This is a genomic window from Frankia sp. CcMO1, from assembly GCF_977945845.1.
In genome coordinates, this window is the sequence record NZ_CDWTMG010000044.1 from 1 (window position 1) to 26,814 (window position 26,814).

The window sequence follows — 26,814 nt, forward strand, 5'->3', positions numbered from 1 at the left end:
CCCTAGACCAGACCGTACCCGGGTCCGGAGGCCCCGCGACGTTGGCGGCCGCGACGGCCGGGAGACGGTCAGCTTATGCAGTGACCACCATCGCGCGGCGGCCGAATTTGGGGGAGCCAGTCACGGTCCAGGGACCGCAAACCGTGCTCAGGTCCCCCAGATTCGCCGGCCGGCAGCCGGCAGGTCACCGCGCTCAGGACAGCCCGGCCCGGTGCGCGCGTCGCCAGAAGGCACCCCCACCGAGCAACAGCGCCGCCAGTACGGCGAGGACGCCGATCTGCCCACCGGTATAGGAAAGCGAGTTCCCGCGGGGATCCGTCCCGGTCCTGTCCGGGGCGGGGTGCCGAGACGCACCCGTGCCGGCGGACGCTCTGGAGTCCCCATCACCACCACGGCCATGGTCCCCGCCACCGCCACCGCCACCGCTGCCGCTGCCGCTGCCGTGGTCGCCGCCGCCGCTGCCGTGGTCGCCGCCGCCGTCGAGAGCCCGGAGCGAGACCTGGTCCGGCACCTCGTCGATGGAACGCGAGCTTTCCGCCACGGAACGCGACGGGCCATCCGCGGGGCGCGAAGCCGCGACCGGAACCGCGGTCAGCACAACCAGCATGCTCGTGAGCACGGCGGCACCGCCGGAACGCAATCCCATGGTGGTTCTCCCCCAGCAACCCGACTCGGCGCAGCCCGACCAGACGACGTCGGACCAGACGACGTCGGACGGTACCGATAGTCACTATGCGTGTCCAGAAGACGACAGGATCGACACGCCGACGGTCCGCCGCCCCACGTGCGTCCCTGGTAGCGGATCAGGCATCGGCCTCGTCCGGCGTGGGTGTGGCCACGGGCGGAAACGCGCCGCCCGTCCCAGGCAGCCTCCTCGGGCAGCGGTCCGGGCGGGACAAGCCGGAAGCCGGCGATTGTGTCGGAGACAGGTCGTAAGGTCGATCAGGCGGAGACGCGGACGGCAGCTAGCGTCGCGCCGCCGCGCCCTGACCCAGCCCCCGGCCGAGGAGCCCGATGTCCGCCCGTGATCAGCTCCGTGGCCGGTCGCTTCGGCTCTTGGACTACCTGGCCGCGCTCGCCGCCGAACGGCGCGGTGCCCCCCGTCGCCAGCTCGCCGAGTACGTCCCCGCTCCGCTCCTTCCGGCTGACGTCCCGTCCCATCCGGGGATCCGGTTCGGCCCGACAACGCAGCGGGAGAGCTGGCTGGAGGTCGCCCGGGTACCCCAGCCGGCCGCGCCGAGCTGGCCACCCCCGCTCGACCGCTACCTGGCCGGGACGGTGGTGAGCCCGGACGCCCCACCTACCATCCCCGCCCATCTCCTGGACGCGGAGGCCGTCGAGCGGACCAGGGAGCGCGAGCCTCCCGCTCCCGGCGTCCCGGGCGAGGAGCGGGACGCTCCGCCGGGCGCCGTCGCCCTGCTCGACGCCTGGGTGCGTCAGGTGTGGCGGCCGTGGGCGCCCGGGGCACGCGCCGCCCGCGACGCGCGCGCCCTCTACCAGCGCCTGTTCGACCTGCGCCTGCGGCTGCAGCGCGAGGCCGCGACCGTGGAGCTGGCCTGGGGGCACTCGGTGCTGTGCTGGCGGGTCGGCGACGCGACGATCATCCATCCGCTGCTCGTCACCCGCATGGTGCTGACGGTCGATCCGGACTCCGGGGTCATCCGGCTGCATCCCGACGGTCCGGCGAGCCTGGAGACCGAGCCCCTGCACGGCCTCGGCCTCCCCGGTCTGGACGAGATGTCGGCCCTGCGCGACCGGCTGCGGACGGCGCCGGCCGATCCGTGGGACGCCCCGGCCCGGGCCGAGCTGCACCGCCAGATCCTCGCCCCGCTCGGGCTGGACGCCCGCGCGACCACCGGTCCGGTGCCCCCGCCGGGGCCGAGTCCCGTCCTGGTCGACACCTGGGCGGTGTACGTGCGGCCGCGGCCGGCTCTGCAGGCGCAGTTCTACGCGGAGCTGCGGACCGCCCTCGCCGAACGGGACGTGCTCCCCGAGGCCATCGCCGCCGTGGTCGCCGACGACAGGCTCGTCGCCGCCGCGCTCGGCGCGGACGAGCGGGCCGACGGCGCCCACGCCGATCGAGGCCGTGGCCGGCGCGGTCACGACAACTCTCCCGCGGGGCTCGGTGAACGCCTGCTGATGCCGCTGCCGACGAACGCCGACCAGGAGCGGATCGCCCGGCAACTCGCGGGCGCCCGCGGGGTCACCGTGCAGGGGCCGCCCGGCACCGGCAAGAGCCACACCATCGCGAACATGATCTGCCACCTCGTGGCGCACGGGCAGCGGGTGCTCGTCACCGCGCAGGACGAACAAGCCCTCACGGTGCTGCGCGACAAGATCCCGCGGGAGCTGCGCGACCTGACCGTCGCCGTGCTCGGGTCGAGCCGGGCCGACCTCGACGAACTGCGCGCCGCTGTCGTAGAGATCTCCGGGGCGGTCAGCGAGGTCGACCCGGCGCGGGAGACCGCGGCCGTGAAGGCCCTCGCCGAGGAGCTGGACGCCGCCCGCGCCACCGCCCGCACCCTCGAACTGCGGATGATCGACCTGCTGGCCAGCGAGGCGCGGGAGTTCGACCTGCCGCACGGGCGGGAACGCGCGCCGGAGGTGGCGAGCTGGCTGGCCGAGCGCGCGGACGAGTTCGGGTTCGTCCCCGACCGGCTCGACCCCACCCACGCGCTTCCGCTCAGCCCGGCCGAGCTCGCCGAGCTCTACCGGACCGCGCGCGAGATCACCCCCGCCGACGCCCGGGCCGCCGCGAGCAATCTGCCGGACGACCTGCCGGACGGCGCGTCGCTGCCGGGCGCGGTCACCCTCGGCCGGCTGCACGACGAACTCGACGAGATCCGCGCCGGGCTCGCCGACCTCGAACAGGCCGGCCTGTCCGTCGACGCGCTCGACGCGCTCGACGCCGACAGTGCCGACAGTGCCGACGGCGTCCGTGCCCTGGTCGAGGACACCCGGGCCGCCGCCGACCGGCTGCGCCGGCTGTCGGTCGGCTGGCTCGCCACCGCCCGGGCGCAGTGCGCGCCGTCGGGTGAGCAGGCCGGGTTCTGGGCCGACCAGGCCACGGCCCTCGCCGCCGAGGTCGCCGAGCTGCGCCGCCTGACCACCCTCACCTTCGGCCGTTCCATCGAGCTGCCCACCGGTGACTCGCGGGTCCAGCTGAGGCTGCTCGCCGACCTGCGGGGCCGCTTCGCCGCCGGCCGGGGGATCCCCCGCCTCGGCGGGCGGGAACTGCGGGACCTGCACGACGCGGTGCGCGTTGACGGGCTGGTCGCACGCACGGTGGGCGATGTGGCAATCGTCGAGGCAGAGGTGCGCCGCCGTCAGACGCTGACCGCCGCCGCCACCCGTCAGGCCGCGATCGCCGCCGCCCTCGGCGGCGAGGCCGTCGAGCCCGCGGCACCCGACGTCCTCACCCGGCTCGACGCGGTCGCCGGCGGCCTCGCCGATGCCGTCGACTGGGAACGCCGGGCGGCGCCGGAGCTGTCCGCCCGGCTGCGCGCCGTCTTCCCCGCCGTCTTCCCCGCCGGCTTCGCCTCCGGCCATCGCGTCACGACGGCGCCTTCCGACCCGGACACGCTTTCCCACCTCGCCGGCCTGCTTGCCGCGGCGACCGGCCGACGGCGCGAGAAGGAGATCGTCGGTGCGCTCGCCGTGGTGGAACGGGCGCTCACCGAGGGAGGCCGTGGCCCGCAGGCCGGCCGGGTGTGGGCCGGCCTGCACGAGGCGCTGGCCAGGCGGGACCTGGCGGCCTGGACGGCGCTGCTCGACGAAAGCGCCCGGCTGGCGGCGCTGCGCCCCGACGTGGAACGCCGGGACCGGCTCGCGGCCCGGCTGCGCGCGGTCGCGCCGCTGTGGACCGACGCCATCCTCACCGGGCAGGGTGACCCGTCGGGCTGCGGTGATCCGGTGCAGGCCGGTGATCCAATGCGGGCCGGCGATCCGGTACGGGCCGGCGATCCGGTGCGGGCCGGCGAGGCGTGGCGCTGGCGCCAAGCCCAGACCTGGCTCGACGACCTGCACGCCGACGGCGACCTCACCACGCTCGGCCGTCAGCTCGCCGACGCCTCGCGGCACGTGCGCGCCCTGGTGCTGGAGACCGCGCGTCGCTCCGCCCGGCTGGGCCTGGCGATCCGGCTCGGCGATTCCCAGCGCCGGGCGCTGACCGGCTGGGTGCAGGCACTCGACCGGATCGGGAAGGGCACCGGGAAGTACGCCCCGCGGTGGCGCGCCGAGGCCCGGGCCCACATGCGGGCGGCGATGGGCGCCGTACCGGTGTGGATCATGCCGACGCACCGGGTGATGGAGAGCTTCGAGCCGGGCGCCGACGACCTGTTCGACGTGGTCATCGTGGACGAGTCCAGCCAGTGCGACCTACTGGCCCTCGGCGTGCTGAGCCTGGGCCGCAAGGCCGTCGTCGTCGGCGACGACGCCCAGACGAGTCCGGAGGCCGTCGGCATCGAACGGGCCAAGGTGCATGCCCTGATGGACGCGCACCTGCCCGACGTCGCCCAGCGTTCGCTGCTCGACGTGGAGGCGAGTCTCTACGACACCGCGGCCCGGGTCTTCCCGCGCACCATCGTGCTCAAGGAACACTTCCGCTGCCTGCCCGACATCATCGGCTTCTCCAACCGCTTCTACGACCAGCAGATCCTGCCGTTGCGGGAGGATCCGGAGCTCGCCATCGGCGCGCCGCTGCGACCGGTCCGGGTCCCCGGGGGCGCCCGGTCGCAGACCCGCTTCGGCGACGCGAACCCGGCGGAGGCGCAGGCCCTTGTCGAGCGGGTCCTCGCCTGCTGCGCCGACCCGGCCTACGAGGGGATGAGCATGGGCGTGGTCACCCTGCTCGGCGCCGGCCAGCCCCGCCTCATCGAACACACCCTGGTCGAACGGCTCGGGGAACGCGAGTTCTCCCGCCGCGACCTGCGGGTCGGCGACCCGTACCAGTTCCAGGGCGACGAACGGGACGTCATCTTCATCTCCGTCGTCGCGGACGACAACCGCTCGGCCGCCACCCGCCGCCGTGACCAGCAACGGGTCAACGTGGCCGCGAGCCGCGCCCGCAACCAGATGTGGGTGTTCCACAGCGTCGACCCGGCCACGCTGCGCGACGACGATGTGCGGCGCCAGCTGATCGAGTACATGTACGCCGGGCAGACCGGACGGCTCGACGCGGATCTGGCCGATCGCTGCGAGAGCGAGTTCGAACGGGCCGTCCTGCGCGAGCTCCTCGCCCGCGGCTACCGGGTTCGCCCCCAGCATCCGGTCGGGCGCTACCGGATCGACCTGGTCGTCGGGGGGGTCTCCGACCTGGTCGTCGGGGGGGTCGCCGCCGCGCGAGCCACCGCCGAACAAGCCGTCACCGAAGGAGCCACCGCCAAGCGAGCCGCCGCCGCAGGAGCCGCCACTGGGGATGTGGGGCGCCGCGGCCCCCGCCTCGCGGTCGAGTGCGACGGTGACCGTTTCCACGGGCCCGACCAGTGGGAGGCGGATCTGCGCCGCCAGCGGATCCTGGAACGGCTCGGCTGGACGTTCTTCCGGATCCGCGGCTCGGAGTTCTACCGGCATCCCCGGCCGACCCTGGACGCGCTGGTGCGGCGTCTCGACCAGCTCGGCATCCACCCGGTGCCGGTGCCAGTGCCAGTGCCAGTGCCGGCTGGCGAATTTGGGGGACCTGAGCACGGTCTGCGGTCCCTGGACCGTGCCTTGCTCCCCACAACTCGGCCACCTCGGCCACCACGGCCACCAGCCGGCCCGCCGACGGAAGAGTCCTGATCTATCCGTTGGCGGCCCGGGGTTTGGGGCCGGTGGCGCGCATGTTCACCAGTCTGCCAAGCAGGTCGAACCAGAAGGGGGCGCCGGCGGTGAGCGCGAAGCAGGCGATCGCGATGCCGGCGATTTTCAGGAACCAGCCCTCGACGGAGTCGGGAACCTCCCGTGGGTCGTCGCGGCCCGCGGAGTTGTGGACCCAGCCGATCGGGAAGGCGAGCCCCGAGGCGTCGCGCACCGTCTTGATCACCTGTTCCGTGGCGTCCCCCACCGTGGGCTGGTCGGAGGTGAGGCGGGTGCCGGAGGCGGAATCCCCGGCGGAGCCCCCGGCCGCCTCGCCGGATGAACCCACCTCGGCCTGGGCCGCGGTCACGGCCGCCTGCCGCACGGTGCCGTCCTGCCAGAACGCCCGCGCGAGCCCGATCGCGTCGAGGTTGAACAGGACGGACAGCAGGACCGCGTAGCCGAGCAGGAAGACGGCGATGCGCCGCTTGTACCACCCGGACAGGCGGTCCATCGCGTCGTCGTACCACCGGGCCAGCTCGAGGACGACCTTCTCGCGGTCCCCGCCGGCCTGGACTATCGCCGTGGTCATCGCGGTCTTCACCGGGGAGGGGGGCATCGCGGCGAGCCCGTCCTCCACCGTTCCCACGGCTCCGGCCTTGGTGGCGGCGACGAGCGCAGCGGCCACGACCCGCCCGGTGGGGTGATCCACGGGCATCGCGTCGTACAGGGCCTGGGCGGACCTCTCCTCGAGGGCATGCCGGGCACCGTCGTAGGCCCGCCGGTACACGGCCCTGGCCTCGTCGGAGACGTGGTCGGGCAGGGTGTCCGGGCGGAGCTGGGACAGCATGGCCCGGGCGGGCGGGTCGACCCGGTCCAGCAGCGCCTGAGCGAAGGCGGTGGACGGCAGGTAGGACGGCAACCGCAGTGTGTGCGCGCGGCGCACCGAGCCCCAGGTCCCGGAAACCGGCGGATGGTCGGCCATAGCCGGCAGGGAGGTGTCGCGGCCGGTGGCGCGCATGGCCAAAAGCGGCCCGTCCAACAGTTCGGCGACGAGGTCCGGACGATCCGCGGGCGGGTCCGCCCCCGGATCGGACGGTTCGGCGGGCCGGTCACCGCCGAGCAGCCGTCGCAGCTCGGCCTCCAGCTGGCGCCCCCGGTAGCGGAACAGAGCGAGCACGGCCTCGTTGATCCGGGAGACGGCGAGGCTGAACGCGGCAAAGAGCAGCGCGAGCCCGATCAGGACATCAAGAGCGGATGAGTCCGGCATAACCCCCCGATTCCGGAGCCCGGGGCACCCGCGCCGCCGCCTTCACGGCCGAGGAGTACGCACCGGGACTGTCCTGGGCAGACCGCACATTTCTACACCTCGGCGCAGAACCGGCACTCAGCGGCATCATCGGACACCTGGTCGAAGCAGGCGAAGATGGGCACCAGACGACCGGGCTGCCCCGCTTCGAACAGCGGGCCATACTGGCAGGCCTGACCGGCCGGAGAGAACTGAGCCCGCCGGAGGAGCTGGTGGGGCGATCCAGGAGATCTTGGCAGCCGGCGCCGCCGGACTGGAGGGTGTCGTCGCGAAACGACCCGACTTCCCCTATCGACCAGGCCGCGGTACGTCAGGTGGGCCAGCACCGGATTCTCCGGGAGGAGAACCGATCCCGCGGTCATCCTCGAAGCGACCGCGGCCCGCGCCGCTAACAGTCCCTGAAGACCGGCAGTTCCTCCTGGTGCGACCGTATTCGAGCGACGAATCCAGCGGTAATTCCCGGGTAGCCGGTAAGCGATGCGATGGAATCTTTCATAGCCACGACGGTCTGACCTAGATCCGCCAGTAGCTGGTGATGTTGGGGGTTCGTAGATCGTTGGAACGTGAGCGGGTGCCTGCCGTGCAGGAAGAATCGGGGTTAGGGGACGTAATGAAGTAACAAATACGTGATCGAGATCATCATCGCAGGTCACAGGCCTGTGGAGGGTTCGAAACGCGCAAGTTATTTCATTTCGACTCCTTACCACCACCAACCGATGACGTCCTGACGAGAGGCACCCGCCGGGTGAAGAGACTACGCAGATCGACCGGGCCGCGGAAACGGGCCCTGCGGGTTCGGGTCGGGCCGGCGGACCGGTCGCTGACCGGGTTGGCCGGCTTGGCGGCGGTGAGCGAACTGGTGGATCGGCTCGGGGTCGTCGAGACGCTCGACGAGCGGGTCGGGCCGGTCAAGCAGCGGGCGCGGGGACTGTCGGCCGGGGAGTTGCTGGTCGGGTTGGCCACGGCGCAGCTGACAGGGCAGGCGACGCTGTCCGGGCTGGACCGGCTGCGTCTGGACGAGGCGGGCGGGCTGCTGGCGGCGGGCCGTTCGCGCCGTCGCGGACGGCGGCGAGGCTGGCGGCCAGGTTCGGGCCGGGCGCGTTGGCCGGGGTCGAGGCGACGGTCGGGGTGCTCGCCGGCCGCTGGCTGGCCCGGTTACCCGCGCAGCGCCGGGCCGAGCTGGTCACGGATCGGCCGACGCTGGACCTGGACTCCTCGGACGTCGAGGTCTTCGGCCGCACGAAGCGCGGCGTGGCCTATACCTACGAGGGGAAGAAGGCCGGCCGGCCGCTGCTGGCGTCGTGGGCCAGGACCGGGCTGGTCCTGGCCGCGGACCTGCTCGCCGGCGACCAGGACGTCCGTCCGCGCGCGGCAGGCCTGTTCGCGCGGGCTCTGGCGAACCTGCCGGTCGCGGTCCGCGCGCCGCCGCTGCCGCGCGCGGACTCGGGGTTTTTCACCGGCGACCTCGCCCGCGCCGCCGTGGCCGCGGGGATGGACTTCGCAATCGCCGCGCCGCGTAACTCCGCGTTCTGGCGCGCCTACGCCGCCGTCGAGGAGACGTCCTGGACGGACGCGCGGGACATGACCGGCGCCCAGGTCGCCACCAGTAGCTACGCTCCGACCGGCTGGCCGCCCGGCACCTACACGATCATCCGCCGGGTGAAGGTCCCCGCCGCCGAGATCTCCACCGACCCCCGCTCACGGCGGCGGCGCACCATCCCGAAAGCCCAGCTCACCCTCGCGCTTGACGGAATCGTCGACCATGCCTGGGCGGTCAGCTTCATCGTCACGAACATCCCCGCCAACGACGGGCCGGACATCGTCGCGCTCGAGCACTGGTTCCGCGGCCACGCCGACATCGAGACCCAGATCAAGGACCACAAACTCGGCGCCGGCCTACGCCACCTGCCCTCAGCCGACCCGACCATCAACACCGTCTGGACGTGGGCCGCGATCCTCGCCGGTTGGCTGTCCACCCTGCTCCAGACGCTCACCGGGTTCGACCAGCGCGCCGGGCGCGCGCACGGCGACCGGCTCCGCCACGAACTGATCACCATCCCCGGCCGGGTCACCCGCCACGCAGGCCAACTGATCCTGCGCCTGCCACCCGGCCGCGACCAGCACCTAACCACCGCCCTCGCCCGGCTGCACGCCCTGCCCGCGGCCGTCTGACCAGCCCGTTCTCTACGCGGAACACGCCCCCGGGCCGTGGACCCGGCGCTCACCCGGCACGACAGCCGGGCCTTCACCCTGCCCAGCCGTCGAAAACAACATCAACAAACCCGAAAAGGGAAGATCACCGAACTTTGATCATGCAAGCCGGCACTACTGGCGGATCTAGGGGGACGTAATGAAGTAACAAATACGCGATCGAGATCATCATCGCAGGTCACAGGCCTGTGGAGGGTTCGAAACGCGCAAGTTATTTCATTTCGACTCCTAGGTCTGAACGAGCGTTCGCCGCTATCCTTATCGGGCCGATCTCCACGGTTCCAGCCGGGGGAGCCCGGCGCCAGAAGAGAAGTGTGCCGATCGGAAAACCCTTATAAATACTGTCAAAGAGCTTCTCGACATCGGACGACATCCAACGAAGCCCACGCTGGAATCGAGGAATCCGGATCTGGCCATGCCTGGCGTTATCCAGAAGCTCCTCAATCTTGAATCGCGCCGCGTCGGACCGGCGGGATGACTCGTCCACGCCCACCATGATATCCGTAGATCATCCGGAAGACGTTCTTCGTGGTCCACGTGCGTCAGCCCCACCGCCCGTTCGGGCGGTGGGGCTGACGCACGGCACAGCCGCGGCGACGATCGGTCCCCAGCCACCGGACCTCGACTACTGGACCTTGATGATCAATCCGTGAGATCGTCCCCGAAGGGCCCGTCCGGGCCGTACGCGGCGACCTCGATGTCGATCATTGGAGGGCGCTGCGGGTCCTGCAGGGGACGCAGCGGTGAGGTCGTCCCGCGGTGGTCCGCCCCCTGTTCCCACACGTTGAACTCGGCCATGCTCGCCCAAACGCTGACCACCGCGAACCGGGACGGGTCCGCCGCCGACCGGTGCAGCGTGTTACCGAGCAGGCCAGGCGTGCCGACCAGCTTGAAGCTGATCTCGTGGTAAGCCCGCTCCACCGCGCCGGGATCGCCGGGCGGGTTAACCGCCCACAGCGTGACCCGAACCTTCGCCGGGCCGGCCACGGTCAGCTTCCCGCCGGAACGGTCAGGGAGGCCGTACCGGCCAGCTGGGCGACGACGGTACCGGTGACCATCGAGCTGCTGGCGCGCAGCGGGTGCAGCGCCTTGCGGTGCACCAGGTGACGCTCGCTGTGCTCGAACTCGCGGAACTGCTCCTCGTCAACCCAGTCACTGACGATGTAGTACGTGCTCGGCTCGTCCTCCGAGCGGATCAGCCACTGCCCGAGGTTCGCCGGGTGCGAGGTGACCGCGTCGCCGATCCGCAGCCAGGTCTGCTCGAACTCGACCTCCCGGCCGGGGTGGATCCGCATTGTCAGCATGATCCGAAAAGGCGGGGTCGAGGCCATCAGATGCCTCCGTCCACGGCAAAGGTGGCGCCGTTGACGTAGGACGACACGTCGCTGGCCAGGAACAGGACGACCGCGGCGACCTCCTCGGCCGTCCCGATGCGTCCCAGCGGGATGCGGTTGGTGTAGGCCGCCTTGACGGCCGGGTCGATGCCCTCGGCATGGTGGGTCTCGATGACTCCTGGGGAGACCAGGTTCACCCGGATGCCGCGGACACCGAGCTCCTTGGACAGCGAGCGGGTCAGTCCGATCAGGCCGGTCTTCGCCGCGGTGTAGTGGGCCCGCAGCGGCAGACCGACCACCCCGGAGCCGGACCCGATGTTGATCACCGAGCCGGAGTCCCCCAGCAGCGGCAACGCGCCCTGCGTGACGAGGTGAGTGGCGGTGAGGTTGGTGGTCAGCACCTGCGTCCACTCGTCCAGGGGCAGCTGCGCGTAGGGGATGTGGCTGATCGTGCCGACGTTGTTCACGACGATGTCGAGGCCGCCCAGGTGGGTGCCGGTGGCCTCGACGAGCTCGGTGATCTGGCCCGGATCGGCGACGTCGGCCTGGACGAGCAGATGGTCGCCGCCGGTGTCCTTGAGTTCGCGGCGCAGGCTCTCGGCATCCTCGGTCTGGCGCTGGTGGCCGGCAACGACCGTCGCACCGGCTCGGGCGAGGCCGAGCACCACGGCCCGTCCGATGCCGCGGGTACCGCCGGTAACCAGGGCGCGTCGCCCGGCCAGGTCTGAGAACATCGCTGACTGTCTCCTGTGTCGAGGTGTCGGCTGCCGAGGGGTCGGCTGCCGAGGGGTCGTGAGGTGAGGGGTCGTGAGGTGAGCGGGCAGGGGCAGGCGGTACGGGTGGGTACGCCCTCAGCGGGAACCGACGGCGCGAACCACGAGGCTGCTGTTGAAACCGCCGTAGCCACGGGCGTTCACCAGCGCCACCCGCACGGGTGCACGCCGGGGCGTACGCACGAGGTCGAGCCCATGGGCCGGATCGGGGGTGTCGAGGTTGCCCACCGCCGGGATGACCCCGTCCCGGATGGACAGCAACGCCGCGGCCACCGTCAACGCCGAGCCGCCGGCGAGGAGCCGGCCGACGAAGCCCTGCGGCGCCGTCACCGGGACCGTCCGGGCGCCGAAGACCGCGCGGATCGCCGCCGCCTCCTGGGCATCGAGGTCCGGTGAACCTGCGCCGTCCGCGAAGACGACATCGACGTCGTCCGGGGTGAGGCCGGCGTCGCGCAGGGCCCGGCGCATCGCGGTGGCGAGCCAGCGCACGTCCGGGGCGGGGCGTTCGTGGTGGGCGGCGTCGTGCGTCGCGGCGTAGCCGGCGATCTCGCCGTAGACGTGCGGGGCTCCCCGGGCGGCGGCGGCGGCCGGATCCTCGAGCACGAGCGTCGCGCCACCCTCACCGGGCAGGTAACCGTTCGCCCGGACGTCGAACGGCTTGTAGCCGTCCGCAGCAACGGTCGCGGTGCTGACCCGGCCGCTGGACAGATGACCGGTGATCGCATAGGGCGTCAGGCTCGCCTCGGCCCCCCCGGCGAGCACCGTCGGCGTGCCGCGGCGGATAATCCGCCGGGCCTGGGCGAGGCTGTCGATTCCGCCGGCACCGTCACTGACCAGGACCCCCGACAGCCCCTTCAAACCATACCGGATCGAGGTCTGCCCGGTCGTCGCCGCGTAGAACCAGGCGATCGACTGATAGACGCTCACCGCGGTGCGGCCCCGGGTCCACAGCCGTCCCAGCTCGCGCTGTCCGATGTCGACACCGCCCGACCCGCTGCCGAACACCACCGAGGTCGCATACGGATCGTGCGCGGCGGGGTCGTAGCGCGCATCGGCCATGGCGAGGCGCGACGCGGCCATCCCGAACCAGGTCCACCGGTCGGTCTGGACGATGTACCGCTTGTCGACGTGGTCCTCCACCGCGAAACCGGCGACCTCTCCAGCGAGGGTGGCGTCGTACCAGGTGGTGTCGAACCGGCTGATCGGCGCGATCTTCAACTCGCCGCGCAGGGTCGACGCCCAGTACTCCTCCGTCCCGATGCCGCTGGGCGCGAGGACGCCGAGCCCGGTGACGACCGGCCGGACCGGGGCCTGCGGCGAACCGTCCCGGTGGGCGGGCCCCGCGGCCGTCGCGGCGGAGGCCTCCACGGCGGCGTTCATCGCGTCGGGGCGGCGAGGACGATCGCCGACTGGAAGCCACCGAAACCACTGCCGACCGACAGGGCCACGTCGACAGCGTGGTCCCGGGCGATGTTCGGGACGTAGTCGAGATCGCACTCGGGGTCGCGGGTGGTCCAGTTGGCGGTGGGGGGGATGACGTCGTTCTCGATCGCCAGGGCGCAGGCAGCGATCTCGATCGACCCGATCGCGCCCAGCGAGTGCCCGATCATCGACTTGATCGAGCTGACCGGGATGTCATACGCCCGCTGTCCCAGCGAACGTTTGAAGGCGGCCGTCTCGTGCCGATCGTTCTGCTTGGTGCCCGATCCGTGCGCGTTGATGTAGTCGATGTCGTCGGCTCCGACCCGCGCCGCGTCCATCGCGACCCGGATCGCCTCGGCCATCTCGACCCCGTCGGGGCGCAGTCCGGTCATGTGGAACGCGTTCGAGCGCGAGGCGTACCCACCCACCTCGCAGTAGATGTGCGCACCGCGCGACCGGGCGGCGGTGAGCTCCTCCAGGATGAGGACGGCGCAGCCCTCCCCCATCACGAAGCCATCCCGGCTGGCGTCGAAGGGACGGGAGGCGTGTTCGGGGTCGTCGTTGCGGGCCGTCGTCGCGCGGATCGCGTCGAAGGACGCCATCGAGATCGGGGAGATCGGCGCGTCGGAGGCACCGGCGATGACAATGTCGGCCTCGCCGTCGACGATGAGCTGATGGCCGTAGCCGACCGCGTCGATGCCCGAGGTGCAGCCGGTGGAGACCACGAAGGCGGGGCCGTGTGTGCCGAACCGGCAGGCCAGTTCGGTGGCCAGGCAGCTCGGCACCATCGCGTGGTAGAGGAACGAGCTGGCGTACCGGGGATCAACCTCCCAGTCCCGCCCGCTGTCGGAGACCTCGACGTACTCGTTCTCCAGGCGAGTGGTCGCGCCCACCGCGCTGCCGATGCTGACGCCGACGATCGGGCCGTCCCCGGCATCACCGCCACCCCCGCCATCACCGCCATCACCGCCGCCCCGCAGGTCCAGGCCGCTGTCCTCGACCGCCTCCAACGCCGCGGCCAAGCCGAACTGCACGAACCGGTCGTTACGCGCAATCTCCCGGGCGGTCAGGCCGGCCGCCGCCGGGTCGAAGTCGCACTCGGCGGCCACCTGGGAACGGAACTGGGTCGGGTCGAAGAACGACAGTCGCCGCGTCGCGGTACGGCCGTCGGTCAGCAGGGTCCAGAACTCCTTGCGGTTGACCCCGCCGGGGGCGACCACCCCGATCCCGGTGACCGCCGTCCGTCTTGGTCCGCTCACTGTCCGGACCCGTGGGGCAAGGCGTCGACGGTGGGTGCCGACGGGGCGACCGGAGCGTGCGGGGCGTCCGGGTCTAACGGTACCTCGGTGTCGACGTGGCCGAGATCGGGCCGGGGTGCCAGCGGGCTGAGGTGAAAGACGAGGAAGGCGGTCTCCTCGCCGGTGTTGACGACGCGGTGGCGCATCCCGATCGGGATGCACACCCCGTGGTCGGCCGGCAGGTCCTGGTACTGACCGTCCAGTCGGGCGGTCACAATGCCGCGCACGCAGTAGAGGAACTCCTCCGAGTAGGGGTGCAGGTGTTCGGTCACCACCTCACCCGGCTGGAGGGTCAGGGTGCCGAAAAAACCCGAGGTCGAACCCACGGTCACCGGGGAGAGCAGCGTGCGGACGTCACCGCCGCGCCGACGGTTGGGGGTCATGTCGTGAATGCAGAGAACCTTCGGAATCGCTGTCACGGAAGTCACCGGTCTCGTTCTCCTCAGACTTGTTCCGGCAGCGCGAGGGAGACCGGGGGCAGCTCGGCGGCGGCCCGCTCGACCTTCTCCCGGATCACCGACATCTCGCGGGCGGTGTTGGTGTTGATGCGGTTGGTCATCTGCTCGTCGTTCACCGGCGCCGACGGGCGCATGTGGAAGTCCTGCACCCAGCGCATGCGGGTGCCGGTGCCCTCCGGCGTGTAGCTCCAGTGGATGTGCATGTACTCGAACGGGCCGGTCTCGACGCGGTACGCGCGCACCTGCCGGGTGGCCGGGTCGAGTGTCCGCTCGGACACCCAACTCCACGCCGTCCCGTTCTCGTCGGGATGCATGGTCAGGCGAAACTTGAAGGTGTTCTCGTGGTGCTCAAGAATGTCTACCGAGGCGTATTCGGTAAAGAGGTCAGGCCAGGATTTCAGATCGTTGGTGATGGTCCAGACGGTTTCAATGTCGGCATCGATGAAAATCGAGTTGTCAGTGTGCCCGCTCACGTCGGCTCCGGTCGACCTGGAAGGTAGGGGACGTGGAAACTAACGGCGGATTCAGACCGTCTCGTGCTGGTCGAGAGCCGCGTTCACCGTGGCCAGGATCTCGGCGAGGGTCCAGCTCTCCGGCAGCTCGGCCGGGAGGTCCACCCCGAAGGTCCCGGCCACCTCTGCCGAGAGCTGGAGGTAGGCGAGCGAGTCGAGGCCGATGTCGATGAAGGTCACGTCCAGGTCCGTCGGCCGCTCGTCCGAGGGCAGACCGGCCTGTTCGACCAGGAAGTCAAGCAGGGCATCGGCCGACCATTGCCGGGGCATGTCGTACTCCCTTTTTCATTTTCGGGTTTCGGGGTTCACATGAAAAACTGGGCGTACCTGTGGGCGGAATCGAGGACGCAGTCGCTGATGACCGGCCGCGGCCGCAGCCGGCGGGCCCGGTACTCTGGCGGTGTACAGGAGCCCGGCCGTGTATCAGGAGCCCGGTGGTGTACCGGGGGGCTCAGCCGGCCGTCCACGAATAGAAACTCTGCGCCATCGCGTCCCCGGGGGTGCGCCAGGTCTCCGGGTCGTAGGCGGAGACGTATTTCCCGAGCTTTTTGCTCACGTCGACGAACAGCGGATGCTCATGGACGTTCTCGACGGTGTTCCTGACGTTAGTCGGAGCCTCGATCAGATGAAAGTAAAGGCCATGGAAGTGAAACAGGTCACGCCTGGTCACACCCACGATTCCGGGTAGTTCTCCGGCATCGGACTCGGCGAAGGTCGCCGCGATGGCGGGAGCGTCGGCAGGGTTCATCCTGGCCACGATGAGAGTCCGGTGTGACTGGCCTCCGGACGGCGTGGCGGGGTTCTGCGGACCGGTAACCGAGGGACCGGTGGCTGAGGGCACGAGAATCTCCTCGACATGTTCTTGGAAAACGTGTGTTTGACCCCAGGCAAGCACGGGTACCGTGTGCATGGCAAGCACGGGTACCGTGTGCATGGGCAGCTGGGCGGACCGGCCCTGACGGACCGACCTCGGCACCTTGCGTCGCGTTACAGGTGACAGGGGGAATCCGCCGACGAACATGAAGCCAGGCAGGAGTGACCGGTGCGCGACCACCGCTTCCCATCCGGCAACCCTTCTGAGGCAGCCCAGCGACCCTTCTGAAGCAGCCAGCCTTTCTGAAGCAGTCAGCTTCTTTGACTCATCGAGAGCATGGGGCCACGCGGCGCGGCTGTCCTGGATTTCCCCTGGCAGCAAGTTGCCCTGGCAGTCAAATGCCAACTGACACACACAAAAAGAACAACGTGGCTACAACCACCGTAAGCGGGCTTCCCGGTGCCCGGGGGTGGTCGATACGCCACCGGAGGAGAGCCGGGATCTCGATCTCGTGGGAACCACGTCGTCCACGCTCGGCCTCGGCCTGGTCGAGTATGGTGTTCTCTGGTCGGGGAGCCGGGGCCTCGTCTGGCCGACGTCGGCCGCTCTCACCTGACCGGGACTATCGCCGGAGGGCCGCCGCGGCGCGAAAGCCGGCTGTTCGGAGCCAGATGTTCAGAGCCAGATGCTCAGAACCGGCCCGTTCAGAGCCAGCCGCGTTGCGCGGCGAGGGTACCCGCCTGGAACCGGCTACGGGCGTTCAACCGTGCCATCAGATCGGCGATCATGCGACGCACGGTGCGGACGGAGACGCCCAGGTGGCGCGCGGCCGCCTCGTCCTTCATGCCGAGGCTGAGCAGACGCAGCAGCAGCCGTTCGGTGTCGCTCGGCGCGTCGTCACCGTCCCCGGGAGCGGCTATCGCCTCGCTGCTCAGCGGTTCGGCGGCCTCCCAGACCTGTTCGAACAGGGTGAGCAGCAGGGCGGTCAGCTCCGGGGTGCGCACGAGCAGGGTCTGGCCGGTCGCGAACCCCCGGCCCAGTCGGACCAGGCCGATCCGCCCGTCGACCGCGGTGGCGTCCAGCCGGGGATCGTCGATCATCCGGGCGTCCAGGCCATGCGCCGCCACGGTCCGCACATAGCCGGCGCCGAGCTCGTCCAGGCGCATCGACCGGGGCAGGACGCTGCGCATCACCACGCCACGCCGCAACGCGCGCAGTTCGACCGGCATCACCTCGCGAGTCAGGGCCGAGGACCACTCGCGCCGGGTGTGCAGCGCGAGCACCTCCCGCTCGGCTCGCCCGACGATCGCGAGCAGCTCCGCACGGGCCTGGTCGGCGCCGTCTATCCGCCTTACCTCGACGGTGTCCCCGCCGGGACGGCTCTCCAGGTAGTCCGAGACGAAGGAGCTGATCTGCGCCCGGGCCAGGAGCAGCCGCTCATGGCGACGGATCAGCTGCTCGTGCTGCACCTGGAGCAGGTGGTCGAGCCCGGCTTCGGGATGCACCGCGACGTAGTGACCGGCCCGTTCGCGCGAGGGCAGCAGCAGACCCAGCTCGACCAGACGATCACGCGCCCGCCCCGCGGCGACCAGCGGCTCGCCGAGCATCTCCGCCACCTCGGGCACGCTCAGGACCTCGTGGCACAGCCACAGCCGATAGGCGGCCAGGGTGACCTCATCGATACCGAAGAGATCGAGCACCTTCCCCTTCCTCGGAGCAGGATCGGGACGTGGCCGACGGACGCCGACCGGACCAGTCGTGCCCACCGGACCAGTCGTGCCCACCGGACCGACGCGGCCGCTCACCCCGACCGCTGGGGCAGGCCCGACCGGGACGCCTCCGCGGACACCACGTCGAGGGCGTGGCGGACCAGCGACACCAGGGACTGCCGGACCGACTCCCGCTGCCGGGCGTCGCAGAACACCACCGGACGGCGCGGATCGAGGTCCAACGCCGCCCGGACGTCCTCCGCCCGGTACTCCCGCGCACCGTCGAACCGGTTCAGCGCGATGAGGAACGGGATGTCGCGCTCCTCGAAGTAGTCGATGGCCGGAAAGGAGTCGGCCAGCCGCCGCGTGTCCACCAGGACCACCGCGCCGATCGCGCCGAGGACGAGCTCATCCCACATGAACCAGAACCGGTCCTGGCCCGGGGTGCCGAAAAGGTAGAGAATAATGCTATCGAGAAGCGTGATCCGACCGAAGTCCATCGCGACCGTGGTCGTCGTCTTCGAGCCGACCGCGCTGGTGTCGTCGATCCCTATGCTTGCGGCCGTCATCGCGGCCTCCGTGGTGAGGGGCTGAATTTCGCTCACCGAACCGACGAACGTCGTCTTCCCGACTCCGAACCCGCCGGCGATGATGATTTTTACCGGATGCGGCGGCGCCGTTTCCGGCGACCCCGTCCTAGAGGGCCTGTAGTCCATCGAGCACCTTTTCGATGAGGGCAATGGAAGGGCGGTCGGAGGGTCGGGCCGGTCGGGTCACGGTTACCAGGCCGGCGTCGAGCATGTCGCCGACGAGGACCCGCGCGACCCCGACCGGCAGATTCAGCCGAGCGGAGATCTCCACGATCGACTGCACGCGTTGGCAGAGCAGCGCGATGGCGCGCTGCTCATGCTCCAGCGTCCGCATCATCAGCCGGCCGTTGGGCGTGGTGGTCACCAACGCGACCAGCTCCAACGTCTGGTTCGTCGGCCGTGTCCGGCCCCCGGTGACAGCGTAGGGGCGGACGACCGGACCAGCCTCTTCGTCGAACCATTCGTCATCGCGCGGCATATCCGGTCCTCCTGCCTTGAGAATTCTGCTGTCATCCGGTCGGTGATGGCGCAGGGGGCGACCGGCTGACCCACCAACCGATCGGACCCCCACCCGATCGCCGGGCCGAGGTCAGAGTGGCAGCGCGGACTGCATCTGAGCCCGGAGTTCCGGGGTGAGGAACTCGCCGACCCGGGTCACCAGCAGCGCCATCTCGTAGGCGATGAGACCGATGTCCGCGCCGGGGCTGCTGAGAATGGCCAGGCACGATCCGTCCCCCACCGCGGTGACGAACAGGAATCCCTCGTCCATCTCGACAATGGTCTGCCGAACGTTTCCACCCCCGAAGAAACGACCCGCGCCGCGCGCCAGGCTGTTGAATCCGGAGGCTACCGCGGCCAGTTGGTCGGCGGTCGCCCGGTCCATCCCGTACGAGGCGGCGAGCAACAACCCGTCGGAGGAAAGCGCAATCACATAGGTGACTTCGGGCACCTTCTTGACGAGGTTGTTGAGCAACCAGCTCATGTTCTCGGACGGCCCCAGCGGACGCATCAGGTCACCTTTCCTACATCGTCACCGTCGTTCGAAACCTGGCCGTCCGCCAGACCACGACCAAAGTTGTTCTGGAAGGACGACATCATACTGCGGATCTCTTCCGGGCTCCGTTGCGCGGCGAGCATTCCGGAACTCTCCTCGGGAATGTCCCGGCGAAGCTGCGGCGCGAGACTGGCCCGCCGGGTGCGCTTGGGCAGGCCCACCTCGGTGAAACTGACGGGCGGCTGGCCGTCCGCGCCGGGCCCGGCCGGCTCGGCGGGCTCGTCTGAACGGGCCGAAGGCGCCGGGCGTCCGAGGGGGACGACCGTCTGGCCCATGGCGGGGGCGTCCTCGCGGTGGAATCCCCCGGAGTACCCCACCGGCCGGCCCAGCGGTGAGGTGAACGGATCGGTTCGGGTGGCCTCCCCCGGGTCGGCGGAGCCGAGGTCACCACCGCGCGACCGCTCCCTGGCCATGGGGCTGTCACCGAACAGCGAGGTGACACGGCCGCCGTCGCCGCCATAGCCGGAGCCGGGCGCACCGTTGTGGCCACCCGGACCGGGGACGTCCCGTCCGTCCCGGAGGGGCCCATCCCGGAAGGGTTCCTCCGGGAAGGGTTCGTCCCGGAAAGATTCGTCCTGCCCCGGACGGGCCGGCGGGCCGTCGGGGTCGTCCAACCCGGGCGTCTGGGGGTGGTCCGGGACAGCCTGGTGGGGCTGGTCCCCCGCGGCCCTGCGGCCGCCACGCGAACGGCGCGACGGCAGCGGCGGGGGGGTACCGAAGCCGCGGGAGCCGGGCTCCTCGCCCGGCCCGCTGGCCGGGTCGGAACGCGGGGTCAAGGGACGCGGCGGAGCGTCCGAACGCCTGCCGTTGGAACGGTGCCGCGGGCGGTCGGCGACGAACCAGCTCGATCGCACCGTGGCGAAGACCGGCAGATCGTCGATGAGCGTTTCGTCCTGACCGTGCGCAGCCGCGGCCGCGTCCTCGGAGAGCGCGGGGGGACCGGCGAGGTCGCCGTCCGCGTCCACCAGCGACCCGCGGAACCGGTCCTCGTCGATGGCCGGGCCGTCGAGAGCCGGAACCCGCGTCATGGCAAGCGGCGGGGCGATCTGCGTGGGCTCCGGCCGGGCCTCCCCGTCGGGGTCGACCTGCCGCAGCAGCGTGGTCGGCACCAGGACGATCGCCATCGTGCCGCCATACGGCGAGGACCGCAGCTTCACCGAGATAGAATGCCGCTCGGCGAGCCGACCGACAACGAACAGGCCGAGACGCTCGCTGGTCGACAGGTCGAAGGGGGGCGGGTTGGCCAGCCGCTCGTTCACGGCGTCGAACTCCTCCGGACTCATGCCCAGCCCGCGGTCCTCGATCTCGATCACGAAGCCGTTCGACACCTCGTGCCCGGAGACATGCACCGGCGTGTGGGGCGGGGAGAAGGAGGTGGCGTTCTCGATCAGCTCGGCGAGCATGTGGATGACGTCACCGACGGCGTGACCGCTGATGGCCCCTCCGTCGATCGACATCACCTGGACCCGGGTGTAGTCCTCCACCTCGGCGACGGCGCCACGGACGACGTCCTTGACCGGGACAGGCCGGCGCCAACCACGGGCTGGCTTGGAGCCGGACAGCACGATGAGGTCCTCGGCGTGCCGGCGCATACGGGTGGCGAGGTGGTCGAGACGGAAGAGCTCCTCCAGCTCGTCCGGGTCGGTCTCCTTGCGCTCCAAGGCGTCGATCACCTTGAGCTGGCGGTGAATGAGTGCCTGGCTGCGGCGGGCGAGGTTGAGGAACGTGTCCCCGATGCTCTTGCGCATCGCGGCCTGCCCCACCGCGGTCCGCACGGCCACCGCGTGCACGGTGCCAAACGCCTCGGCGAGCTGACCGATCTCGTCCTTGCTCCGGACCTCGACCGGGAATTCCTCCTCGGCCACGTCCACCGGCGACCCGCGGTGCAGACGGTCGACGACTCCGGGCAGTCGCTCGTTCGCGACTTCGAGGGCGCCGCGGCGCAGTCGGCGTAGGTCCCGGATCATCGGGCTCGCCACCAGGAGAGAAATCACCACCGACACCACGAGCACCAGCGCCACGCCGATACCGCTGACAAGCGCGTCTCGGGTGGCCGAACTGGCGATGTTCGCGCTGGCCGTCCCGAGATCGGCCGCGACCCGGCGTTCGACCTGCCGCATCGCATTGATCTTCGCGTCGGAGGCCTGCAGCCAGATCTGCGGGGTAACGGTCAGCGGCTGGCCGTTCTGCACGGCGTTAACCGTGCCGTCACGCAATGTCCCGGCGGCCGAGATCGTCCGGCCGACCGTCACGTTGTAGAACTCCTGCTCGTCCGCCGTGGCCGTGGTGCGGAACTGGGCCAGCCAGGCATCCTCCGCCCCGGTCCTGGTCTGGATCTCCCGCAGCGTGGCCACATCTGTCTGCTGGAGGAGGATCACGCGGACGACGGCGCCGCGTTGGTGGGCGACCTGCTCCTTGGCCTGCGCGATACTCACCAGTGCGGTGGCACCGTTGACCAACGAGGTGTTACGGCTTCCGGCCGCCACCTGGGCGTTGAGAGCGAGGAGGTCGTCCACGGCACCCAAGTAGAAAGCAATGTTCTGGTCCACCTGCGCCTGGTGCGCGTCGATCGCCTTACGCTGCGCCGGGAGCTTGCCGAGGCGTTCCGAGATCGACGCGAGCGTGGTCGCCAGGGTGTCACGACCCGCCGCGGGCAGCGCCGCCTCACCGGCCCGATAGACGGCCAGGGCCTGGTCCACCGGGCCGCGGGCGGCGAGCGCCGCCTGCCCCTGAGCGACGGCCATGTAGTTGGAACCGACATAGGAGTTCGTGGCGTACCGCTCGACCTGCAGGGCCTGGACCAGATCGTTGCTTTTGATCGAGAAGTCGGCGAGTGCCTTGATGCGGTTGGCGACCCGCACGTTGTCGACGTTCCCCCGCACCTGTATCGCGCTCAGTACCGCGAGCGCAGCCAGGGGGACGACGAGAATCACCACTAGCTTCGAGCGGATGGGCCAATTCTGGAGCATCCGGTCCTCTCGTCCGGCACCCGGGAGTCGAGTGCCTCGTGTGCGGGGGGTGAGTAGTCGAGTTCCATCGGGACATGTCACCGGAAGACCACAGATGACAACACCGGGCCGGCGCATTGGAGTAGGCGGTCCGGGCATCGGGGGAATGTTCCGGGGGCGCGGACAACTGTAGCGGGTGAAGAACTAGCCCGGTCGGGGGCACCCGTCTTCAACGCAAAAGGATGGCGAGGTAGCACCGAGTGACGGACATTCGCGAGCGCGCAACGCGCAACCGGAACCCGCCCCCGAATTACATGAGCGCAGTCCGGACCAAACAACGGCGATGCGCACGAACCAGCACTGACGGGCAGCAGTCAGCGCTAACTGGCACAGATCCTCCGCGGCCACGAAGGCCCCGATCAACCAGCCGCACCGCGCTCGACAACGCAAGCACATCACATGTTGGCATGTTGCCGAAAGAACATCGCACGATCCGAGGCCACACAGATCGCACCCTCGCGGCCCACCCGACCCCCGCCCGGGCTGCAGCTCCCGCCTCGTGCCAGACCATGGAGAGTGGTCCCATTGCGGACATTGCAGACGTTGTAGACATTGCAGACACCCGGGGGCGGGAATTGGGGCACCCGGCCCCACCGGTTCACCCCCGTTGGCGATTGCCGATCGGGCCCTACCCGGTCCGCCAGAGCTTCAATCACTCCACAGCCACTCCACGACGAACCTCCCCATCAACTCCCGTCCAATGAGCTGCTGCTGAACTGCTATGTTAATCGCCGAGCGAGGCCCGGCTGGCGGAAGCGGCGGAGGTCACGGAAGCGGCGGAGGTGACACAACTGCTTTCACCCGAGGCCAGCCGGTGGCACTGTGCCCCTGGGCACGACCGGGTCAGGAGCACGGCCGGGTCAAGGAACCCGACGGACCGGTGAGGAGACACGGATGAGCAGCCAGATCGAGAGCGAACCCGGCCAGGGCACGCTGACGGTACGGATCAACCGCCCGGAGAAACGCAACGCCCTCACCCAGGCGATGTACGTCGCCCTCACGGAGGCGTTCGACAAGGCCGAGACCGACCCGGAGATCCGGGTTATCCGGTTGACCGGCAGCGGTGGATCCTTCACCGCCGGCAACGATCTGGTCGACTTTCTGGCCACCAACGCCCTCCGGGCGGAGGGTCCGACGCTGACCTTCATCCGGACGCTGGCCCGCAGCACGAAACTTCTCGTCGCCGAGGTCGACGGGCCCGCGATGGGCATCGGGACCACGCTGCTGCTGCACTGCGACCTGGTCTATGCGACCGAGCGCAGCACTCTCGGGATGCCGTTCGTCAACCTGGGGGTGATCCCCGAGTTCGGGTCGACCCTCCTGCTACCCCGCCGGGTCGGGCCAGCCATCGCTGCCCGCATCGTCTACTTCGGCGAGTCCCTCGGAGCGGCCGAGGCCGCCCGACTGGGGGTGGTGACCGAGGTGCTTCCCGACGCCGAAGCGCTACGCGCCCGGGTCGACGACCGGGTGGCGGCGCTGCTGGCCCAGCCGCCGCAGGCGCTCGCGGCAGCTCGCGCCCTGCTGCACGACGGCGGGACACCGGAGGTGCTGGCGCGCATCGACGCCGAAAGCGCGATCTTCACCGAGCGCCTCGTCAGCGACGAGGCGAGATCCGCGATGACCGCCAGGCTGCCGGGCCGCCACGGCACGTCGGCAGCCGAGGGCTGACCGACCACCCGTGAGCTGACCGACCACCGAGGGCTGACCGACCACCGAGGGCTGACCGACGTCGGTGCCGGCCCGCTCCATGCCGTCCGTGCGGCCCGGGAGGACCAGCCCCGCAACGGCGACGAGGGCGACCGGTTGCCCCGTCCGGGCGGGGCATACCGGTGCCTGTGACCCATTCCCTGCCGCACCAACGCGACCGGGGTAGTGCCCTCGGGCACCGGCCTTGGTGGCGCCGCGCCTTCTCCTCCGGCTCCTCCGATCCGGGGAGGTTCCCCCCGGCTCGCAGCGCATTCGGGCTACGCCGCGTCCTCGCCGCGTTCGGCCTGGTGTTCTGCGGGGTCTTCGCCGGTTTCTTCGCCGTCCGGGGGCAGACAGCCGGCGCCGCGGTCCTCGCCTTCCTCGCCATCGTCGCCATCGTCGATCTGGTCGTCATCCAGCAACGGATCCGGCGCCAGACCGAATGATCCCCACGCCGGTCCGGATGGGCGGTGCTCCCGCATAAGGTGGCCGAGGATCGTCGCGTCCGACACCGCCAGGCTCGCCCGCCAGCCTGGTCGGTCCGCGCCGATCCGGCTGGCGGAACGAGCAGGAGGATCTCAGTGGGCGGCGGGACGGGCGGCCGACCGAACGGGCGGCGATGAACGATCCGGAGGGCGTCTCCGGGCCGGTGTCGGCTGGCTTCGCGCGCGGCACCACCGACGAGGCGGGCCTGCGCCGCGGGCTTCGCCGGATGCGGCTCATCGCCGGCAGCCTGCTTGCCGCGGTGGTGACGATCTACCTCCTCGCCGCCCGCTGGCAGGCCCGCGGTGGCCCGGGGTGGATCGGGTACGTGGCCGCGGCCGCCGAGGCGGGCGCGGTCGGCGCACTGGCCGACTGGTTCGCCGTGACCGCGCTGTTCCGCCACCCACTCGGCCTCCCGATCCCGCACACGGCGATCATTCCTCGGCGTAAGGACGCGCTTGGTCGGAGCCTGGAGAGCTTCGTCGGCACCCACTTCCTCGCCGAGGACGTGATCCGGGAGAAGATCGACGGCATCGGAGTGTCCGCCCGGGTCGGTGCCTGGCTGCGCCAGCCGTCGCACGCCGAACGGGTCACGACCGAGGCGGCGGAGCGGCTCACCGCGATGATCTCCGGAATGAACGACGACCTGGTCCGCGAACTCGTCGAGAAGGCGGTGCTGCCCCGCATCGTCGAACGGCCCTGGGCCGGGGCCCTCGGAATGGCGCTGGAACGGGTGGTCGAGGACCGGCTGCACCATCGACTGGTCGACGTGATCGTCACCGAGGCCGAGACGTGGTTGAAGCAGAACCCGGAGGTCTTCACCCGCACCGTGCAGGACCGGGCACCAAGCTGGTCGCCGAAGTGGCTGGACGAGGCGGTCGCGGCCAAGGCGTACAGCGAGGCGCTGCGCTTCACCGAGGCGCTGCGCACCGACCCCGAGCACCGGGCACGCCGCGCCCTGGACACGTTCCTGCGCGGCTTCGCCGGCCGGCTGCGCACCGACGAGGCGCTGGGACGGCAGGTCGAGCAAATCAAGTACCGGCTCCTGGCCCATCCTGAGGTCGACCGGATGATCTCCGCCATGTGGGCCACGGCGAAAAGCATCCTGCTCGATCTCGCCTCCGATCCGGGCAGCACGGCCCGGGTCCGCGCGACCGACGAACTCGCGGCCTTCGGCGCCCAGCTCGCCACCGATCCGGAGCTGGCGCGCACCGTCGACCACACCGTGGCGAACGCGGCCACCCGCGTGGTGTGCCGGTACAAGGACGACATCGCCGCGATCATCGGAGATACTGTCGGCCGCTGGCAGCCCGACGAGACCTCCCGGCGCATCGAGCTGCACGTCGGTCGCGACCTGCAGTTCATCCGGATCAACGGCACCGTCGTCGGTGCCCTCGTGGGACTGGTCATCCACCTGGTCACCGAACTCGCCTTCTGACGCAACGGGTGGGGTTGAGGAAGCGTGCGGGGCAACGAGGACGATCGCCGTGGCGACGAACGTGGGAGCCGGCCCGGCCCGGATGACCGATAGCCCGTCCGGGGACTGCCATGGCCGACGCCACCCGGTCGGCCCAGCCTGCCGGTCGCCGGACTGGTCATGCTGGTCTGGTTCGGGCTGATTACCCGGATCGGCCACTACGACGTCGACGTCTTCCTGCGGGCCGGCGCGGCCGGGCAGCACGGGCTCGATCCCTATCCCGCCCCCGGCACGGGGGGCGGTGTACTCCGGCTTTCCGTTCGTCTACCCCTAACCTCACAGCGATGCCGTTCGCGCCGCTGCTGCTCTGACTGCTGCTCGCCCGCCGGTTGCGGGCCTGGATGGCGGCCCTCCCCGATCGGGCCGGACCCCGCCGTGGGATCGGACACTCCGGTGGGACCACCCACTTCCGTGGGGCCGGGCACGTCACCGCCGCGACCGGGGGCTGCGGACCGCGGCCGGCGACCCGCTCGCCCGAAGGAGTAACCCGGGACGAACCGGCGGGTGAGCCCGAGACGTACAGCCGCAGGATCGGCGTCTCTCACACTCCGCGTGGCGGGACGGCGATGTACCTTGAACAGAACGACGGCTTGCAAGGCCGTCCGCGCCCGGCCGAACGGTCGGGTGTGCGAGGTCGGTGCGAGCGCCCTAGCGGGGATGACCCGCCGGTGGGTCCGGTCGCGAAACCCGGCCGTACCCCCGGCCTCCGGACGATACGCGGACTGGTGTGGAACACCTCATCCAGTCCGGGTGGACCCATGGCGGCCCTGACCTGATCGGCGGATCCTCTGTCTCAGTATGGAAACTCCCAGTCTCACCCGGCCCAGCACTCCCACGCCCCGCAGCGCCAGCCTCGTCCGGCCCGGGGCCGCGGCGGTCCGGGCGGTGGCGGGGCCCGGGG

At 70.7% G+C, this 26,814-nt stretch carries 23 protein-coding genes; 6 read left to right on the plus strand and 17 right to left on the minus strand.

Going from position 1 to position 26,814, the window contains the following annotated elements; all coding sequences use genetic code 11:
- Nucleotides 1–193: 193 nt before the first annotated feature.
- The gene (locus AC08OU_RS08380; protein ID WP_476604597.1) at nt 194–646 is read right to left on the minus strand and encodes a hypothetical protein; all 453 of its coding nucleotides are present in this window, start codon (nt 644–646) and stop codon (nt 194–196) included.
- 368 nt (nt 647–1,014) lie between these two features.
- Here AC08OU_RS08380 and AC08OU_RS08385 point away from each other — a divergent pair, with 368 nt between their 5' ends.
- Complete coding sequence (locus AC08OU_RS08385) at nt 1,015–5,778, plus strand: AAA domain-containing protein (RefSeq protein ID WP_476601708.1); 4,764 nt, start codon at nt 1,015–1,017, stop codon at nt 5,776–5,778.
- Between the two features lies 1 nt (nt 5,779).
- On the opposite strand, the gene AC08OU_RS08390 is transcribed toward AC08OU_RS08385, so the two are convergent.
- Complete coding sequence (locus AC08OU_RS08390) at nt 5,780–7,045, minus strand: hypothetical protein (protein ID WP_476601709.1); 1,266 nt, start codon at nt 7,043–7,045, stop codon at nt 5,780–5,782.
- A gap of 801 nt (nt 7,046–7,846) precedes the next feature.
- Here AC08OU_RS08390 and AC08OU_RS08395 point away from each other — a divergent pair.
- On the plus strand, nt 7,847–9,256 hold the full coding sequence (locus tag AC08OU_RS08395; RefSeq protein ID WP_476599502.1) for a transposase: 1,410 nt from the start codon (nt 7,847–7,849) through the stop codon (nt 9,254–9,256).
- A 250-nt stretch (nt 9,257–9,506) separates the two neighbouring features.
- On the opposite strand, the gene AC08OU_RS08400 is transcribed toward AC08OU_RS08395, so the two are convergent.
- The 10 genes from AC08OU_RS08400 to AC08OU_RS08445 all read right to left on the minus strand — a co-directional run bounded on the left by AC08OU_RS08400 (nt 9,507) and on the right by AC08OU_RS08445 (nt 15,933).
- Nucleotides 9,507–9,791 (minus strand): DUF262 domain-containing protein, encoded by a 285-nt coding sequence (locus AC08OU_RS08400; protein WP_476599487.1) that lies wholly within the window; start codon nt 9,789–9,791, stop codon nt 9,507–9,509.
- A gap of 146 nt (nt 9,792–9,937) precedes the next feature.
- Nucleotides 9,938–10,282, minus strand: a complete 345-nt coding sequence (locus AC08OU_RS08405) for an antibiotic biosynthesis monooxygenase family protein (protein ID WP_476599489.1) — start codon at nt 10,280–10,282, stop codon at nt 9,938–9,940.
- A gap of 2 nt (nt 10,283–10,284) precedes the next feature.
- Entirely contained in the window at nt 10,285–10,626 is a 342-nt protein-coding gene (locus tag AC08OU_RS08410) for an antibiotic biosynthesis monooxygenase family protein (protein ID WP_462186592.1), read from the minus strand.
- The gene (locus AC08OU_RS08415) at nt 10,626–11,363 is read right to left on the minus strand and encodes an SDR family NAD(P)-dependent oxidoreductase (protein WP_462186591.1); all 738 of its coding nucleotides are present in this window, start codon (nt 11,361–11,363) and stop codon (nt 10,626–10,628) included. The genes AC08OU_RS08410 and AC08OU_RS08415 overlap by 1 nt, the downstream gene beginning before the upstream one ends.
- Before the next feature lie 117 nt (nt 11,364–11,480).
- Nucleotides 11,481–12,782, minus strand: coding sequence for a beta-ketoacyl synthase N-terminal-like domain-containing protein (locus AC08OU_RS08420; protein WP_476599490.1), 1,302 nt, complete (start codon nt 12,780–12,782; stop codon nt 11,481–11,483).
- Entirely contained in the window at nt 12,779–14,083 is a 1,305-nt protein-coding gene (locus AC08OU_RS08425; protein WP_476599491.1) for a beta-ketoacyl-[acyl-carrier-protein] synthase family protein, read from the minus strand. The genes AC08OU_RS08420 and AC08OU_RS08425 overlap by 4 nt, the downstream gene beginning before the upstream one ends.
- The gene (locus AC08OU_RS08430) at nt 14,080–14,505 is read right to left on the minus strand and encodes a cupin domain-containing protein (protein ID WP_476599504.1); all 426 of its coding nucleotides are present in this window, start codon (nt 14,503–14,505) and stop codon (nt 14,080–14,082) included. Before AC08OU_RS08430 ends, AC08OU_RS08425 begins: the two co-directional genes overlap by 4 nt.
- Nucleotides 14,506–14,564: 59 nt before the next feature.
- A complete protein-coding gene (locus tag AC08OU_RS08435) occupies nt 14,565–15,053 on the minus strand; it encodes an SRPBCC family protein (protein ID WP_462186588.1) in 489 nt (162 codons plus the stop codon).
- 51 nt (nt 15,054–15,104) lie between these two features.
- The gene (locus AC08OU_RS08440; protein ID WP_476593231.1) at nt 15,105–15,362 is read right to left on the minus strand and encodes an acyl carrier protein; all 258 of its coding nucleotides are present in this window, start codon (nt 15,360–15,362) and stop codon (nt 15,105–15,107) included.
- Nucleotides 15,363–15,543: 181 nt separating this feature from the next.
- Nucleotides 15,544–15,933: a TcmI family type II polyketide cyclase gene (locus AC08OU_RS08445; RefSeq protein ID WP_476604598.1), complete on the minus strand. Its 390-nt coding sequence runs from the start codon at nt 15,931–15,933 to the stop codon at nt 15,544–15,546.
- Between the two features lie 442 nt (nt 15,934–16,375).
- On the opposite strand from AC08OU_RS08445, the gene AC08OU_RS08450 reads away from it, so the two are divergent.
- Entirely contained in the window at nt 16,376–16,522 is a 147-nt protein-coding gene (locus AC08OU_RS08450) for a hypothetical protein (protein ID WP_462202858.1), read from the plus strand.
- A gap of 88 nt (nt 16,523–16,610) precedes the next feature.
- Here the strand turns inward: AC08OU_RS08450 and AC08OU_RS08455 are convergent, their stop codons facing one another.
- From AC08OU_RS08455 to AC08OU_RS08475, 5 genes are all read right to left on the minus strand, one after another.
- Nucleotides 16,611–17,606 (minus strand): LuxR C-terminal-related transcriptional regulator, encoded by a 996-nt coding sequence (locus AC08OU_RS08455; RefSeq protein WP_476599494.1) that lies wholly within the window; start codon nt 17,604–17,606, stop codon nt 16,611–16,613.
- Between the two features lie 101 nt (nt 17,607–17,707).
- Nucleotides 17,708–18,331, minus strand: coding sequence for a GTP-binding protein (locus AC08OU_RS08460; RefSeq protein WP_462186585.1), 624 nt, complete (start codon nt 18,329–18,331; stop codon nt 17,708–17,710).
- The gene (locus AC08OU_RS08465; RefSeq protein ID WP_462186584.1) at nt 18,312–18,683 is read right to left on the minus strand and encodes a DUF742 domain-containing protein; all 372 of its coding nucleotides are present in this window, start codon (nt 18,681–18,683) and stop codon (nt 18,312–18,314) included. Before AC08OU_RS08465 ends, AC08OU_RS08460 begins: the two co-directional genes overlap by 20 nt.
- A gap of 111 nt (nt 18,684–18,794) precedes the next feature.
- Nucleotides 18,795–19,214: a roadblock/LC7 domain-containing protein gene (locus AC08OU_RS08470; RefSeq protein WP_476599497.1), complete on the minus strand. Its 420-nt coding sequence runs from the start codon at nt 19,212–19,214 to the stop codon at nt 18,795–18,797.
- Nucleotides 19,214–22,228, minus strand: coding sequence for a sensor histidine kinase (locus tag AC08OU_RS08475; protein ID WP_476599498.1), 3,015 nt, complete (start codon nt 22,226–22,228; stop codon nt 19,214–19,216). Before AC08OU_RS08475 ends, AC08OU_RS08470 begins: the two co-directional genes overlap by 1 nt.
- 933 nt (nt 22,229–23,161) lie before the next feature.
- Between AC08OU_RS08475 and AC08OU_RS08480 the strand changes: the two genes are divergently transcribed.
- From AC08OU_RS08480 to AC08OU_RS08490, 3 genes are all read left to right on the plus strand, one after another.
- Entirely contained in the window at nt 23,162–23,935 is a 774-nt protein-coding gene (locus AC08OU_RS08480) for an enoyl-CoA hydratase-related protein (protein WP_462186581.1), read from the plus strand.
- Between the two features lie 161 nt (nt 23,936–24,096).
- Nucleotides 24,097–24,399, plus strand: a complete 303-nt coding sequence (locus tag AC08OU_RS08485) for a DUF6343 family protein (protein ID WP_476595690.1) — start codon at nt 24,097–24,099, stop codon at nt 24,397–24,399.
- Between the two features lie 173 nt (nt 24,400–24,572).
- The gene (locus AC08OU_RS08490; RefSeq protein WP_476599500.1) at nt 24,573–25,874 is read left to right on the plus strand and encodes a DUF445 domain-containing protein; all 1,302 of its coding nucleotides are present in this window, start codon (nt 24,573–24,575) and stop codon (nt 25,872–25,874) included.
- Nucleotides 25,875–26,814 lie beyond the last annotated feature (940 nt).